The organism is Agrobacterium sp. CNPSo 2736, assembly GCF_004005385.1.
Taxonomy (GTDB): Bacteria; Pseudomonadota; Alphaproteobacteria; order Rhizobiales; family Rhizobiaceae; genus Agrobacterium; species Agrobacterium leguminum.
This window is the reverse complement of record NZ_RZTX01000012.1, coordinates 1-15,121: the sequence shown is the minus strand read 5'-3', so window position 1 is coordinate 15,121 and position 15,121 is coordinate 1. Positions and strand designations below refer to the sequence as shown.

Below are 15,121 nucleotides of genomic sequence, written 5' to 3'. Positions count from 1 at the left end.
ATTGTAACAAAAGCCGGAAAAGGTATTTTCGCGCAAAATCCGCTTGAGTGGCGGTTAGTCAAGGATAAGGGACGAGTGATCAGAATTGCGATTGACGTCATGGGTGGCGATTTCGGCCCAGATGTTGCCATACCCGGTGCCGCCAAGGCGCTCGAACGGCACAACGATGTAACTTTTCTGCTCTACGGGCAGAAGAGCAAATGCGACCCCATTCTGGCACAATATCCCGCACTTCGGGAAAAGTCGGTCTTCCACGATTGTGAAGTCTCGGTCAGCATGGATGAGAAGCCGAGCCAGGCGCTGCGCCGCGGCCGCTACGTCTCCAGCATGTGGCGCGCCATCGAGGCCGTGAAGCTCGGCGAGGCGGATGTCGCCGTTTCCGCCGGCAATACCGGCGCGCTGATGGCCATGGCGAAATTCTGTTTGCGCACCATGGCGCGGGTGGAACGCCCGGCAATCGCCGGCATCTGGCCGACGCTGAGGGGCGAAAGCATCGTGCTCGATATCGGCGCGACCATCGGCGCCGATTCCCAGCAGCTGCTGGATTTCGCCCTGATGGGCGGCGCCATGGCGCGTGCGCTTTTCGATATCGACCGTCCGACCGTCGGCCTGCTCAATGTCGGCGTCGAGGAGGTCAAGGGTCAGGAAGAGGTGCGTGAGGCCGGACGTCTCATTCGCGAGGCCGATCTCGCCACCATCGATTATCGCGGTTTCGTCGAAGGTGACGATATCGGCAAGGGCACGGTGGATGTGGTGGTGACCGAAGGTTTCACCGGCAATATCGCGCTCAAAGCCGCCGAAGGCACTGCACGCCAGATCACCACGCTGCTGCGCGAAGCGATCTCCCGCAGCTTTTTTGCCAAGATCGGTTATGTTCTGGCGAAAAGCGCCTTTGACGTGCTTCGTGAAAAGATGGACCCGCGCAAGGTCAATGGCGGCGTGTTTCTCGGCCTGAACGGCATTGTCATCAAGAGCCATGGCGGCACGGATGCCATCGGTTTTGCCTCCGCCGTGGATGTCGGCTACGACATGGTTCACAACGGCCTGACGGCCAAGATTGAAAATGATCTGAAAATTTACCACGCAAGACGGCTTCCGCCCCCGGCGCCCGAAGCTCTCGTGGCTGACGAGGAATAAGGGAATGATCCGCTCTATAGTCCGTGGTTTCGGGGCAGCGCTTCCGAAGCGTGTCATGACCAACAGCGAAATCGAAGGGGTCGTCGAGACCTCCGACGAATGGATCGTGCAACGCACGGGCATCAAGCAGCGCTATATCGCCGGCGAAGGTGAAACCACCGCGTCTCTCGGCGAAGCGGCGGCGCGCGCCGCGCTCGACAATGCCGGCCTGACGCCCGACGATATCGACCTCATCATTCTGGCCACCTCGACCCCGGATAACACCTTTCCGGCAACGGCGGTGAACATCCAGAACCGTCTCGGCATGACCCACGGTTTCGCCTTCGACATGCAGGCCGTCTGCTCCGGTTTCGTTTATGCCGTATCGACCGCCGATCTTTATATTCGCGGCGGCATGGCCAAGCGCGTTCTGGTGATCGGTTCCGAAACCTTCTCGCGCATCCTCGACTGGAAGGACCGCACCACCTGCGTTCTGTTCGGCGACGGCGCCGGCGCACTGGTTCTGGAGGCCGGTGAAGGCGAGGGCACTTCTGCCGATCGCGGCGTTCTGACGGCGCAGCTTCGCTCCGACGGTTCGCACAAGGAAAAGCTCTATGTCGATGGCGGACCTTCCACCACAGGCACGGTCGGCCATCTGCGCATGGAAGGCCGGGAAGTGTTCAAGCACGCCGTCGGCATGATCACCGACGTCATCGAACAGGCCTTCGAGGCGACGGGCACGACGTCCGACGATCTCGACTGGCTGGTGCCGCACCAGGCCAACAAGCGCATCATCGACGGTTCGGCAAAGAAGCTGAACATCGACCCTGAAAAGGTCGTGATCACCGTCGATAAGCACGGCAATACCTCGGCCGCCTCCATTCCGCTGGCGCTCGCCGTTGCCGCCGGTGACGGACGCATCAAGAAAGGCGATCTGGTCATGCTGGAGGCCATGGGCGGCGGCTTCACCTGGGGCGCGGTGCTGCTGCGCTGGTAAAGGCGTGATTTCCGAGTTTGACGGGGCGATGGCGCGAAATCGGTTGTGATTTTCGCGCTCACGCCCCGATCGGAAGCGCGGGAGCGGCCCGAGCCTGTGTCAAAACCGTATCAGTCGCTCTAAGCCCTTGCACTGATTGCCGAAAGCCTCAAATGAATCTGGAACAATCCCTTGACCGGTCGCCACAAGGGAAATAATCTCGGCGGCTCCTAGAGAAGAGTTCAGACACGGTTTGCGGGGAAAAATGGCCGGGAAGACAGTGACACGCGCAGATCTTGCAGAATCTGTGTTTCGTAAAGTCGGGCTGTCCCGCACCGAATCCGCCGAACTGGTCGAAACGATCATCGACGAAATATGCAACGCGATCACGCGCGGCGAAGTCGTCAAGCTTTCGTCCTTCGCGACATTCCAGATCCGGGAAAAGAACGAGCGTATCGGCCGCAACCCGAAGACGGGTGAGGAAGTTCCGATTTCCCCACGTCGCGTCATGACTTTCAAGGCCTCGAACGTGCTGAAGCAGCGTATTCTGAAGGCCCATACGGCCCGCAAGGCCAAGCAGAAGGGCCAGAAGGCCGGGGCATAATCCCTCTCTCAAGGTCCAGGCGACACGCCTTTTTTGCCGTATCGCAAGCCCTTTTCCCCATTCTTCTTGTGAACATACTTGAATTTAAACGTGCAAGCCGTTGAAATCCGGTCGACTCACATCATAATCAATTTTAGTGATTTGTATCTCGCCGCAACGGCGTCGGCGCGGGGTCGTAACCGACTTTGCGTGGTGTTTGACCGGCGGGTGAAAAGCGTTCTCGTTCAGTGTCCGGCCGGATGCATGGCGCTCCGGTTCGGATGGGAGTGGAAATTTGGATAAAAGCCCCGACGCGTTTCGGACGATCAGTGAAGTGGCGGATGAGCTGAACCTGCCGCAGCATGTGCTGCGTTTCTGGGAAACACGCTTTCCGCAGATCAAGCCGATGAAACGGGGCGGGGGCCGCCGTTATTACCGCCCTGACGATATCGATCTCCTGAAGGGCATTCGCCACCTTCTTTATGACCATGGCTACACCATCAAGGGCGTACAGAAGCTGCTGAAAGCCAATGGCAACCGCTTCGTGGCGGCCATCGCTTCGGGTGATCTGGCAACCATGGAAGCCATCATGGCGGCGAGCGGTGAAAAGGAAGTCGCCGAACCGCGTGTCGTCGATACCGATGGGGACGAGGTCGTCGGTCGCCCGAAGGCCAAGCCAAGCGGCCGTTTTTTCGGCTTCGGCGGTGGCGGCGGCGATGCGGAAATATCGGTCGGCAAGTCGAGCATCGGCAAGGACGATCAGGCGCTTTTGCAGGAAGCCCTGTTCGATCTCCTCGAATGCAAGCGCCTTCTCGATCAGGTTCGCTGAGGGTTTATCCACAGCTCATTTGCGTGCTTTCCCTTCGGGAAATCGAGAAAACAAGGGGTTAGGGCGTTTTCCCGATTCTCTGAAAAACGAAAACGCCCGGCAATGCCAACCTTTCGGAAACTCCTTTGGCCGATAATGCGGCTCCGTAAAAAGGAGTCCGATCGTGAGCAATCGAAAATCGACAGCACGACGCCGCACGGCGAAGAAATCGGGTGGCGGCAGCGTTTGGCCATGGGTGTTGATGCTGGGCGTCGTTGCCGGCGGCATTCAGGCTTACGAACATCGCGACAGTCTTTTGCCACAGCGGCATTTTGCAAAGGCGACATCTCCGGCCACGAGTTCTCCGAAAGTCGCGACGGCGGCCAAGCGCGATTCCGTCACGCCGGAAAAAGTGGCATCCATTCGCCCCGCATCGCCGCCTCTGCCCGGCAACGGCCCGGTGCCGCCGCGCCCGATCGCCATGCCGTCCGCCTCGCAGCCGAGCCAGGTCGCCGCTATCCTGCCGGAAACCCGTCCTTCGGTTGAAAAAATCTCGCTCGGTGAAAAAAGCGGTACTTTTGCCTTTTGCGGTCGTTCCGGCCTCAACAATTGCGTGGCCGATGGCAACACCTTCTGGATGAAGGGCGTGAAAATGCAGCTTGCCGGCATAGAAGTGCCGCAGATCGACCGGGCGCGCTGCATGGAAGAGCGCCAGCGCGGCTTCGTCGCGAAGGTCAGGCTTCGCGACATGCTGAATGCCGGCGCCTTCGATGTGGCGTCTTCCGGTGCTGCGGGCGGCCAAGCCACGGAACGCAAACGGCTTTCGCGTTCGGGCGTATCCTTCGCCGATCAACTCGTGCGGGAAGGGCTCGCGCATCCGGCATCGGCAAAAAATCAGTCCTGGTGTGGCTAGAGCGCTTTCGCTTTTCTTCGAATCGCGAAAACGCTCCGGCTCTTTGTTTGCCGTATTTCCGGGCGGAAAACCGGGTTCCACTTTTCCTGGAAATGCTCCGAGGCCCCGTTGACCGAAACGGTTCGGCCTGTGTAGATGAGGCTCAGGCATCGCCCCGACCGAAACGGTACGCGGCGCGGCAATGCGGACGTGGCGAAATCGGTAGACGCAGCAGACTTAAAATCTGCCGACCATTGGTCTTGCGGGTTCAAGTCCCGCCGTCCGCACCACTTTCTTCCCCTGACTTATCGTCTGCGTCCACGTCCTCAGCCGGTGTAAAACGCCCGTTCACGTGCACGGCATCGTCACTTGAAAATCATCAAAAAGAACCTATTGACCTTGCCACGATGGGAAGCCCTATCTTTTTTTTAACACAAGAAAAGAGGGGTCATACGCATGTCACAAATGGAGATCCGGGCGAGCCATCAGATTGCGATCGATGGCATGACATGCGCCTCCTGTGTCGGCCGCGTGGAAAAGGCCATTGCCAGGGTGCCGGGGGTTCTGAAAGCTTCGGTCAATCTGGCAACGGAACGTGCCGACATTTCCTTTTCCGGGCCGCCGGATGTGCCGGCCGTTATCGAGGCTGTGCGGCAGGCCGGTTACAGCGTCGAAGAGAAAACCATCGAACTTGATATTGAGGGCATGACCTGCGCCTCCTGCGTCGGACGTGTCGAAAAGGCGTTGAAGGCCGTTTCCGGTGTTTCCGGTGCAAGCGTCAATCTGGCGACGGAGCGCGCCACCGTCCGCGTCGCCGGCAACGCCGCCTCTGCGGCCAATCTGGCGGATGCCATCAAACGGGCGGGCTATAAGGCGAACGAGGTTGTCGCCGACAAAGCCACGGATGGAGAGCAGGATAAGCGTGAGGCGGAACTGCGCAGCCTTAAAATCAGCCTCGCCGTTGCCGCTGTTCTGACGCTACCGGTTTTCGTGCTGGAAATGGGATCGCATCTGGTGCCTGCCATCCATGATTTCGTGATGGAAACGGTCGGCATGCAGGAAAGCTGGTATCTGCAATTCGCGCTGACGACGCTGGTTCTGTTCGGCCCCGGCCTGCGCTTCTTCAAGAAGGGTATACCCGCACTTCTGCGGTTGGCGCCGGACATGAATTCGCTTGTCGTGCTGGGCACTGCCGCTGCCTGGGGGTATTCGGTTGTCGCAACCTTCATGCCCAAAATCCTGCCGAGCGGCACGGCCAATGTCTATTACGAGGCGGCGGCGGTCATCGTCACGCTCATCCTCCTCGGACGGTTCCTCGAAGCGCGCGCCAAAGGCCGCACCAGCGAGGCGATAAAGCGGCTTGTCGGCCTGCAGGCCAAGTCCGCCCGCGTGCTGCGCGATGGCGAAACCATCGATGTGCCGTTGCAGGATGTGCGCACCGGCGATGTGATCGTCGTTCGCCCCGGCGAAAAAGTGCCGGTCGATGGGTTGGTCCTCAGTGGCTCTTCTTATGTCGATGAATCGATGATCACGGGCGAACCGGTGCCGGTCACCAAGGCTGCGGGTTCCGAAGTCGTCGGCGGCACGGTCAACCGCAACGGTTCTTTCACCTTCCGCGCCACCAAGGTCGGCGCCGATACGCTGATCGCCCAGATCATCCGCATGGTCGAGGAGGCGCAGGCCGACAAGCTGCCCATTCAGGCGCTGGTGGACAAGGTGACCAACTGGTTCGTGCCGGCGGTGATGCTGGCAGCGCTCGCCACCTTCATCGTCTGGTTCACGTTCGGGCCTGATCCGGCCTTGACCTTCGCGCTCGTCAATGCGGTTGCGGTGCTCATCATTGCCTGTCCCTGCGCCATGGGCCTTGCCACGCCGACCTCGATCATGGTCGGCACCGGCCGCGCCGCCGAAATGGGCGTGCTGTTCCGCCGTGGCGATGCGCTCCAGACGCTCCGGGATGCCGATGTGATCGCCGTCGACAAGACCGGCACCCTGACGCTCGGCAAGCCGAAACTGGTGCATTTTACCACGACAGAGGGCTTCGATGCGGATGAGGTGCTGCGCCTCGTCGCCTCGCTGGAGAACCGTTCCGAACATCCGATTGCCGAAGCGATCGTCGAGGCTGCGAAACATGGCGGCCTGACGCTCGCCGATGCGGAAGGCTTCGAGGCGACCCCCGGTTTTGGTGTTGCAGCCATGGTCGACGGCCGCAGGGTGGAAGCGGGTGCGGACCGGTTCATGGCCAAGCTCGGTTACGATGTCGCGATGTTCGCAGACGATGCCGAGCGGCTGGGCAGGGAAGGGCAGTCGCCGCTTTATGCCGCCGTCGATGGCAGGCTGGCCGCGATCATCGCGGTTGCCGATCCGGTCAAGCAGACGACCCCGGAGGCGATTGCGGCCCTGCATGCGCTGGGTCTGAAAGTCACGATGATCACGGGTGACAATCGCCGCACCGCTGAAGCCATCGCCCGTCGGCTCGGTATCGATGAAGTGGTGGCGGAAGTCCTGCCCGACGGCAAGGTGGAGGCCGTCAAGAGGCTTGCCGCCGGCGGGCGACGTGTCGCCTTTGTCGGCGATGGCATCAACGATGCGCCGGCGCTGGCCGCCGCCGATGTCGGCCTTGCCATCGGCACGGGCACGGATGTCGCCATTGAAAGCGCCGATGTGGTGCTGATGTCCGGCGATCTGCGCGGCGTGGCCAACGCCATCGCGCTCTCCAAGGCCACGATCCGCAATATCGGCCAGAACCTGTTCTGGGCCTTCGCTTACAATGCCGCTCTCGTTCCCGTGGCGGCCGGAATATTGTATCCTGTCAACGGCGTTCTGCTGTCGCCTGTCCTTGCCGCCGGAGCCATGGCGCTTTCCAGCGTCTTCGTATTGACGAACGCGCTGCGCCTGAAAAGCTTCCGCGCACCGCTGGTGGACAGATCGTCCGGCATGCAGCTCGCAGCGGCCGAATAGGAGGCGGACATGATGACGCCTGGCAACACAATCTATCTGCCGCAGATCGGACGCAGCATCATGGCGGCGCAGGGTGAGACCGTACTTCAGGCCGCACTGGCGGCAGGGGTCACCTATCCGCATGGCTGTCGCATGGGCCGCTGCGGCGCCTGCAAGTCGCATCTCATTTCCGGCGAAATCGATCTTCTCAAGCATACGCCCTTCTCCTTGACCGAAGAGGAGAAAGCCGAAGGCCTGACGCTCGCCTGCCGGGCCGTGCCGTTGAGCGACATGACGATCAGCTGGCTCGACGGGGAGGATGAGATCGCCGATATTCCGACCGGCCGCTTTGAGGGCGTGGTTGCGGAGGCGCTGGATGCCACGCACGATATCAAGCTCATCCGCATCCGGCTCGACGATCGCAGGCAGTTTACCTTCAAGCCCGGACAATATGTGCGCCTGCTTTATCCCGACTGTTCGCCTCGCGATTATTCCATTGCCAGCAGCGTGGATGAGGAACTGATTGAATTCCACATCCGGCATGTTCCCGGCGGCATGACGAGCGGCCGCATCTTCTCGCTCGCGAGCGCGGGTGACCCCGTCACGATAGTCGGGCCTTTCGGCTCTTCTTTCCTGCGGGAAAAACATTGCGGGCCGATCCTCGGCATTGCCGGCGGTTCGGGGCTCGCTCCCGTCAAGGCCGTTGTCGAGGCGGCGCTCGCAACGGGCCGCGAACGACCGGTTCATGTCTATTTCGGCGCGCGCGCCGAGCGTGATCTCTATATGCTCGACCGCTTCGGCGATCTTGCCGCGCGGCACGGCAATCTGAGTTTCGTTCCGGTTCTTTCGCATGAGAAACATGCCGATATCCGGTGCGGTTATGTCGGCGCGGCCGTGGCGGATGATTTCGACGATCTCGATGGCTGGAAAGCCTATATTGCAGGCCCGCCGGCCATGATCGAGGCGACGGTGCCGCAACTTCTGGCGCGCGGCATGCGCACCGCCGACATTCATGCAGACGTGTTTTTCACCCCGGAAAGATAGGAGCAGGATCGATGAATATTGGCACAGCCGCCACCGCATCCGGTGTTTCTGCGAAGATGATCAGGCATTACGAGACAATCGGACTGATCAAATCGGCAAACCGCACGGAGTCGGGATACAGGGTCTATACGGCCAATGATCTGGAAACGCTGCGTTTCATCCGGCGCGGACGCGATCTCGGTTTTTCCATCGAAAAGATCAGGCAGCTGATGACGCTCTGGCGCGATCCGGGCGGCGCTTCCTGCGATGTCAAACGCATCGTCATGGAACATGTCGTCGATCTGGAAGCGAAGATGCATACGCTTCGCGAGATGGCCGATACGCTGCGAAACCTCGCTACCTATTGCCCTGACAACGGTGAGCCGGATTGCCCGATCATCCATGATCTCGCCCATGCCGAGGATATCGATTTTACGACCGTGGCCATCGTGCCCAAGCGCACCGGAATGCTGAAGGGCACCTCCGGTCCGGTGATGGATCTACAGCGCCCGGTGAAATAAGTGGCCGTTTTCCTTTTGGGAAACGGGCGTGGATTGCAGTGCAGACGCCAATTGTGGTGAAGGAGACCAAGCCATGTGGATACAGATAATACAGCGCTTCCTTATTCTGTGCCTGATGCTGGCGATCGTGTCCGTCATCGCGTTTCTTTTGCCCTATATGGCGGGCGGCGATCCGGCCCGCACCATTCTCATGTCGCGCATGCGCGATACGGCGCTCGATCCGCATGCGGTCGAGGCGCTCAGGGTCAGCCTCGGACTGGACCGCCCGCTCTATGTGCAATATTTCGCATGGTTGTCGGGCGCGCTGCGGGGCGATCTCGGATTTTCCTTCACCAGCAGCCAGCCGGTAGCCGCCGAGCTTTTGCGGTCGCTCTGGGTGTCGGTGACGCTGGCGCTGACGGCGCTGGCGGTCGCGGTGGCCGTCGCCCTGCCGCTCGGCACTCTGGCCGCCATGCGTCCGGGCGGGCGGCTGGACAATTTCGCGACGCTGATGATCCAGACCTTCGTTGCAACGCCCGAATACTGGTTTGCGCCCATGTCGGCGCTGGTCTTCGCGCTCTATCTCGGCTGGTTGCCGTCAGCCGGATGGGATAGCTGGCGTTCGCTGGTGCTTCCCGCGCTTACCCTGACGCTGCGGCCGCTCGCCTATTTCACCCAGGTGACGCGCGCGGCAATGGCCGAGGTCCTGCGCGCGCCCTATATCACGGCGGCCCGCAGCCGCGGTCTCGGCATGCATGGCACGGTCATGCGCCACGGCATCCGCAACGGTTCGCTGCCGGTGGTCACCTTCTTCGCCCTGTGGCTTGCCGGCCTGCTTGGCGGATCGGTGGTCGTGGAAGTGATCTTCGCCATTCCCGGCATGGGCCGACTTCTCTACGACGCCGTGGTCAATCGCGATATTCCGATGCTGCAGGGCGGTTTCATCTGCATCGTGGCGCTCTCCATCCTGATCAATACCCTGGCCGACAGCTTTTATGTCCTGATCAATCCAGCAATGCGAGCTCACCATGACCATTAGCCACTTCCCGAGCGCGCCTGCCGCCGCCATGCCGATGACCACGCCCAAGCGCCCTTCGAACCTCGCCCGGTTCACGGATTTCATCCGCCGCCGGCACTGGACCTTCTATGCGGGATCGGCGATTTTTCTCGTCATCATCCTGTTGCTGGTGATCGCGCCGTGGATTTCGCCCTATGATCCGGCAAAGCAGAGCCTTCGGCTCAGGCTGAATGCGCCGAGCGCCGCCTATTGGCTTGGGACGGACCATCTCGGGCGCGATGTCTTGAGCCGGCTGTTGATCGGCGGCCGCTTCACGGTCACGATTGCCGCCATCACCGTCATTCTGTCGGTCGTGATCGGAACCTTCATCGGCATCATCAGCGGCCGCAGCCGCGGCATCCTCGACGAAGTGCTGATGCGCATTGTGGACCTGCTCATCGCCATACCGGACGTGGTGATCGCGATTTTCCTCGTCGCCATTTTCGGTCCGGGATACGGCACGTTGATCGCGTCGCTGACCATCGTTGGCTGGACACCTTTTGCGCGCCTGGCGCGGGGACTGACGCTGTCGATCAATTCCCGCGAATATATCCGCGCGGCAGAGGTGCTCGGCTGCACACGACGCTTCATCATCTTCCGGCACATCATTCCCAACACGATCTGGCCCATTGCGGCCGTGGCGTTCCTGCGCTTTGGCCACAAGTTGATCACGGTGGGCGGATTGTCGTTTCTGGGCCTCGGCGTACAGCCGCCAGCCGCCGACTGGGCGCTGATGCTGGCCGATGCGCAGGCTTACGCGGAGCGGATGCCCGTTCTCGTCATCGCACCGGGTCTGGCGATTTTCCTGGCGGCGCTGAGCGTGACGTGGATCGGCCATGGCCTGAACCTGGAAACGAAGAAAACCAACGGTCATTGACGCCTGGAAACGGGCAATGGTCGATTTGACGATTGTCAAACATGGATGACGCAACGGAACCGGAAGGAGAGTAATATCGTCTGAAGCCGCATGAAGAATACGCAATGCCTCCGATTCAATAAAAATAAGGGGAACTCTTATGAATATCGAAGGACAAACGCTTGCCAATACGGCCATGTCCCCTGAATGCGCACCGCTTCTGGAGATAGAGGACCTGTACGTTTCCGTGCCGGCGCAAAATGGCCGCAAGTTTGTTATTTCGGGCCTGACGCTTTCCGTCAACGCCGGAGAAGTCGTCGCTCTCGTCGGCGAATCCGGGTCGGGCAAGAGCATGACGGCGCTGTCGCTGATGCGGCTTTTGCCGCAGGGTGCTGAAATCAATTCCGGCCGCATTTCCTTTGCCGGGCGCGACATTCTCGCTCTTTCATCGTCCGAACTCGATGCGCTGCGCGGCGCCGATATCAGCATGCTGTTCCAGCAGCCGCAGGCCATGCTCGACCCGACCAGCCGCGTGAGGACGCAGGTGGCGGAGCCGCTCTGGATTCACCGTAAAATGAGCCGGCACGCCGCACTTAACCGGGTCGTCGGTCTCCTGTCGGATGTCGGCATTCCCGATCCGTCGGCGCGGGCGCAATGCTTCGCGCATGAGCTTTCCGGCGGCATGGCGCAACGTGTGATGATTGCGGCCGCACTCTCCGGCAATCCGCAGCTTCTGATCGCCGACGAACCGACGACGGCGCTTGATGTCACCGTCCAGGCACAAATCCTGCGCCTGCTCGATGACGAACGCCGCAAGCGCCGGCTTGCCACGCTGCTCATCACCCATGATCTTTCGGTCGTCGCCGCCTTCGCCGACCGGATCGCGGTCATGTATGCCGGCCGCATCGTGGAGGAGGGGCCGACCCAGGCGATCCTCAAGGCGCCGCAGCATCCCTATACCAAGGCGCTCATCAGCTGTTCGCTTTTGACCACCGACAGCGAGGGGCAGTTGCTGACGATCCCCGGCTCCAGTGCGCAGGCCCATGACATGTCCTGTGGCTGCCGGTTTCATCCGCGCTGCGCGCTTGCCAATTCGGCTGGCATGAACGGCCGCTGCATGGCCTCGGAACCGGATCTGAATGCCTTGCCCGAAGGGCGCAAGGCGCGGTGCTGGGCGGTCGGTCACGACCATGCCAACCACGATCATACCGGTCACGATCATGCCAGCCACACGGTCTGCTGAGGGAGGGCGACGATGCTAGCGACAGCGACGACACAGACCCCGCCATCGGCGGAAAACAGCAAGCGGCCCTTCGTGGTCGCGAAGAACCTTTGCAAATATTATCCCATATCGGGCTTCGGTCACCGGGTGGTGAAATCCGTCGACGATGTTTCCCTGACGATCGGCGAGGGGGAAGTGCTTGGTCTCGTCGGTGAATCCGGATGCGGCAAAAGCACGGTTGCCGGGCTGATTACGCGGCTGACCCACGCAACGAAAGGCGAGGTCAGCATCGGGCAGAACGATATGCTGCACATGCAGGGCGAGGCGCTCCGGCGTATGCGCCGGGTCGTGCAACTGGTGTTTCAGGACCCTTATTCCGCACTCGATCCGCGCATGCGTATCGGCCAGAGCATGGAAGCGCCGCTTGCCCAGCATGGCATCGGCACGCGCGAGGAGCGCACGGCCCGGGTTTTCCGGATGCTGGAAGAGGTCGGCCTCGACGGCTCGTTTTACGATCGGTATCCGAGCCAGTGTTCCGGCGGCCAGTTGCAGCGCGTCGTCATCGGCCGCGCGCTGCTTCTCAATCCGAGCTTCCTTGTCTGCGACGAGCCGACATCGGCGCTCGACGCCTCGATGCGCACGCAGATACTGAACCTTCTGATGGACATGAAGCGCCGTCACGGTTTGACGGTTCTGATGATTTCCCACGATCTGCGCGTGGTGCGTTATCTCTGCGATCGCATCGCGGTGATGTATCTCGGACGTGTCGTTGAAATCGCTGACCGGGAGGAGCTTTTCCGGGCGCCGAAGCACCCCTATACCAAGGCTCTCATAGCATCGTCGATGCTGGACGAGACGGGGTTATATGCACCGGAGATGCTTCTGGACGGCGATCTGCCGAGCCCTCTCAATCCTCCCAACGGCTGCAAATTCCACACCCGCTGCAAATATGCGACCGGGATATGCGGCGAGGTGGAACCCGCTCTGGAAGGCGTGTCCGGCGAGCATTTCGCGCGCTGCCATCGCTGGCGGGAATGGGGCTGACGGACAACGCAGTTACAGTTTTCTGTTGCCGTAAAAACAGATGAATTGTGTGTTTGCGGATTAATATCGGAATAAAATTCCGAGTACAAAACGTAAAATAAATAATATTCGAATGGATTATCGAGAGATATCCATAGGGTGTTCTTGTTGCCTTTGTAATGATTGAGTGAAATTTCGTGAAAATATACAAATTGTGAGCGTTGTCATCAAAAATAAAAGGGGAATCTTCTATGATGAAGCACGCACTTTTGGCGTCATGCGCCATTGTGGTTTCGTTTGGAACGCATGCGGCAGAGGCCGCCACGATTACCTACGACGATAATTTCGGTGTGAAGACCGGCTGGCAGATGGCTTCCGACGATGCCTATCTCGGCTCGCGTGCGGGTTGTTTCGAAAGCCTGGTGCGTGTCGGTTATGACATGAAGCTGGAGCCAAGCCTCGCCGAGTCCTGGAAGCAGTCTGATCCCAAGGTGTGGGAATTCAAGCTGCGCAAGGGCGTCAAGTTCCAGAACGGCGAACCGCTCGATGCCAAGGCCGCGGTCAATGCACTCAGCAATCTCTTAAAAGCACCGGTGCCCGCCCGTGCCTTCTCTCCAAAGCTGATTGCCGCCGTCGAAGCTGGCGGCGATGACGTGGTGAAGATCACGACGATCGAACCCTCCGTGCTGCTGCCGGCGCAGATGGCAAGCCCCGCCACCTCCATCCTCGCTCCATCCGCCTATAAGGACGGTAAGGTCGATCCGGTCGGAACCTGCACGGGACCTTTCAAGATCACCGAAGTCGATCCCAGCCAGCATATGGTTCTGACGGCCAATCACGACTATTGGGGCGGCATGCCGAAACTCTCCGGCGGCCGTGTCAATTTCGTACCCGATGCCGACACACGCGCCACCCAGGTTCGAACCGGGGAAGCGCAGGTTTCGCGGCTCGTGCCGCCATGGACGGTCAAGACCATCGAATCCACCGATGGCGTCAAGGTCGCGCCGATCCCGTCGCCGCGTATCACCGAGTTGCTGCTGAACAATTCAAAGCCGCCTTTCAACAATATCAAGGTGCGCCAGGCGATCCAGGCCGCCATCGATACGGGTGGTATCGCCGAGAGTATCTATGAAGGCGTCGTCAAGGGCGCGACCATGCCTTTTGCTGCCGGCGAGCCATGGGCTGCAAAGGAAACCAAACCCGCCTATGACGTGGAAAAAGCCAAGGATCTGCTGAAAGAGGCGGGCGTTGCACCCGGCAGCCTGAAGGTGACGCTCCTTGCCTATACCGCAAAGACCGAACTCAAGGACGTGGCGGCGATCATCCAGGCGCAGTTGCAGGAAATCGGCATCAAGGTCGATGTCCGCGTTGCCGATTACAGCGCCATCGAGCCCGATATGCTGGCCGGCAACTTCGACATGGCGCTGCTGTCTCGCGGTTACGCCACCGATGTCGCCGAACCGGCCGGTTTCCTGAATGCCGACTACACCTGCGGCGGCAGCTACAATATCTCGCATTATTGCAATGCGGAGACGGACAAGCTGATCAAATCCGCCTATGCGGCGGGCGAACCCACCAAGCGTTACGCCATTTACGGCGAAGCGGCGAAGAAGATCTATGACGAAGCCGTCTCCGTCTTCCTCATCCACGAAACCGTGTTCGATGCCTATTCGGCCAAGCTCGAAAACTACAAGCCGCATCCGCTGAACTATTTTGTCATGACCAAGGATCTGGCGACAAAGTAAGTTGGTGCGATGGTACTGATTGAGAGGGACCCGGCTCGCAGGAGCCGGGTCTTTTTTGTGATGAGGCCCTTGAACCTCTCCCCCGTCATACCGGCCTCGAGCCGGTATCCAGCCAGCCCAAGTCCTTGGGCTGAAAAGAGTCGTCTCGCCGCGCAGACGCGCGTCGGCTGGCAACTGTATTAATGCATGTTGTTTTAAGCTGCTTCGAATGTGGTTTTATCCCTGAGAATGGCATTTGCAATGACGAGCAGTTTGCGGGCGATGGCGATGATCATGACCTTGAACGGTTTGCCTTTGGCCTGCATGGCTTGAACCATGCGGGCGAAGGGCGACTTTAGCCGGTAGGCCACCAGCGCCGCCATATAGAGGGCATCGCGCAC

General features: G+C 60.3%; 13 protein-coding genes, 1 tRNA gene and 1 pseudogene. 14 read left to right on the top strand and 1 reads right to left on the bottom strand.

Features of this window, described 5'->3' with window-relative positions; translation table 11 throughout:
* Positions 1-75 precede the first annotated feature (75 nt).
* From plsX to EM858_RS18425, 14 genes are all read left to right on the top strand, one after another.
* Complete coding sequence (gene plsX, locus EM858_RS18490) at positions 76-1,137, top strand: phosphate acyltransferase PlsX (RefSeq protein WP_127757563.1); 1,062 nt, start codon at positions 76-78, stop codon at positions 1,135-1,137.
* A gap of 4 nt (positions 1,138-1,141) precedes the next feature.
* Complete coding sequence (locus EM858_RS18485) at positions 1,142-2,113, top strand: beta-ketoacyl-ACP synthase III (protein WP_127757562.1); 972 nt, start codon at positions 1,142-1,144, stop codon at positions 2,111-2,113.
* Positions 2,114-2,357: 244 nt separating this feature from the next.
* Positions 2,358-2,696, top strand: a complete 339-nt coding sequence (locus tag EM858_RS18480) for an integration host factor subunit alpha (protein ID WP_003502236.1) — start codon at positions 2,358-2,360, stop codon at positions 2,694-2,696.
* Between the two features lie 274 nt (positions 2,697-2,970).
* On the top strand, positions 2,971-3,504 hold the full coding sequence (locus tag EM858_RS18475) for a MerR family transcriptional regulator (RefSeq protein WP_003520813.1): 534 nt from the start codon (positions 2,971-2,973) through the stop codon (positions 3,502-3,504).
* A 163-nt stretch (positions 3,505-3,667) separates the two neighbouring features.
* A complete protein-coding gene (locus EM858_RS18470; RefSeq protein ID WP_080817233.1) occupies positions 3,668-4,396 on the top strand; it encodes a thermonuclease family protein in 729 nt (242 codons plus the stop codon).
* A 183-nt stretch (positions 4,397-4,579) separates the two neighbouring features.
* Positions 4,580-4,665 (top strand) — tRNA-Leu (locus EM858_RS18465).
* 166 nt (positions 4,666-4,831) lie between these two features.
* A complete protein-coding gene (locus EM858_RS18460; RefSeq protein ID WP_164865477.1) occupies positions 4,832-7,336 on the top strand; it encodes a heavy metal translocating P-type ATPase in 2,505 nt (834 codons plus the stop codon).
* Between the two features lie 12 nt (positions 7,337-7,348).
* Positions 7,349-8,359 carry a 2Fe-2S iron-sulfur cluster-binding protein gene (locus tag EM858_RS18455; protein ID WP_127757642.1) on the top strand — a complete coding sequence of 337 codons (1,011 nt, stop codon included), beginning with the start codon at positions 7,349-7,351 and terminating at the stop codon, positions 8,357-8,359.
* Positions 8,360-8,370: 11 nt separating this feature from the next.
* Positions 8,371-8,859 carry a Cu(I)-responsive transcriptional regulator gene (gene cueR, locus EM858_RS18450; protein WP_003520818.1) on the top strand — a complete coding sequence of 163 codons (489 nt, stop codon included), beginning with the start codon at positions 8,371-8,373 and terminating at the stop codon, positions 8,857-8,859.
* 73 nt (positions 8,860-8,932) lie between these two features.
* Positions 8,933-9,877, top strand: a complete 945-nt coding sequence (locus EM858_RS18445; protein WP_020810438.1) for an ABC transporter permease — start codon at positions 8,933-8,935, stop codon at positions 9,875-9,877.
* Positions 9,867-10,772, top strand: coding sequence for an ABC transporter permease (locus EM858_RS18440; RefSeq protein WP_003520821.1), 906 nt, complete (start codon positions 9,867-9,869; stop codon positions 10,770-10,772). Before EM858_RS18445 ends, EM858_RS18440 begins: the two co-directional genes overlap by 11 nt.
* A 139-nt stretch (positions 10,773-10,911) precedes the next feature.
* On the top strand, positions 10,912-11,994 hold the full coding sequence (locus tag EM858_RS18435) for an ABC transporter ATP-binding protein (protein WP_127757560.1): 1,083 nt from the start codon (positions 10,912-10,914) through the stop codon (positions 11,992-11,994).
* Between the two features lie 12 nt (positions 11,995-12,006).
* Complete coding sequence (locus tag EM858_RS18430; protein WP_127757559.1) at positions 12,007-13,017, top strand: ABC transporter ATP-binding protein; 1,011 nt, start codon at positions 12,007-12,009, stop codon at positions 13,015-13,017.
* A 230-nt stretch (positions 13,018-13,247) separates the two neighbouring features.
* The gene (locus EM858_RS18425) at positions 13,248-14,741 is read left to right on the top strand and encodes an ABC transporter substrate-binding protein (protein ID WP_127757558.1); all 1,494 of its coding nucleotides are present in this window, start codon (positions 13,248-13,250) and stop codon (positions 14,739-14,741) included.
* A gap of 194 nt (positions 14,742-14,935) precedes the next feature.
* On the opposite strand, the pseudogene EM858_RS18420 reads toward EM858_RS18425, so the two are convergent.
* A pseudogene (locus EM858_RS18420) lies at positions 14,936-15,121 on the bottom strand (IS110 family transposase); the annotation flags it as partial.

What these genes read in the sequence shown, in the direction of transcription:
- EM858_RS18485 (WP_127757562.1), top strand. Translation starts at nt 1,142, where the DNA reads ATGATCCGCTCTATAGTCCGTGGTTTCGGGGCAGCGCTTCCGAAGCGT.
- EM858_RS18480 (WP_003502236.1), top strand. Translation starts at nt 2,358, where the DNA reads ATGGCCGGGAAGACAGTGACACGCGCAGATCTTGCAGAATCTGTGTTT.
- EM858_RS18460 (WP_164865477.1), top strand. Translation starts at nt 4,832, where the DNA reads ATGTCACAAATGGAGATCCGGGCGAGCCATCAGATTGCGATCGATGGC.
- EM858_RS18455 (WP_127757642.1), top strand. Translation starts at nt 7,349, where the DNA reads ATGACGCCTGGCAACACAATCTATCTGCCGCAGATCGGACGCAGCATC.
- cueR (WP_003520818.1), top strand. Translation starts at nt 8,371, where the DNA reads ATGAATATTGGCACAGCCGCCACCGCATCCGGTGTTTCTGCGAAGATG.
- EM858_RS18445 (WP_020810438.1), top strand. Translation starts at nt 8,933, where the DNA reads ATGTGGATACAGATAATACAGCGCTTCCTTATTCTGTGCCTGATGCTG.
- EM858_RS18440 (WP_003520821.1), top strand. Translation starts at nt 9,867, where the DNA reads ATGACCATTAGCCACTTCCCGAGCGCGCCTGCCGCCGCCATGCCGATG.
- EM858_RS18435 (WP_127757560.1), top strand. Translation starts at nt 10,912, where the DNA reads ATGAATATCGAAGGACAAACGCTTGCCAATACGGCCATGTCCCCTGAA.
- EM858_RS18430 (WP_127757559.1), top strand. Translation starts at nt 12,007, where the DNA reads ATGCTAGCGACAGCGACGACACAGACCCCGCCATCGGCGGAAAACAGC.
- EM858_RS18425 (WP_127757558.1), top strand. Translation starts at nt 13,248, where the DNA reads ATGATGAAGCACGCACTTTTGGCGTCATGCGCCATTGTGGTTTCGTTT.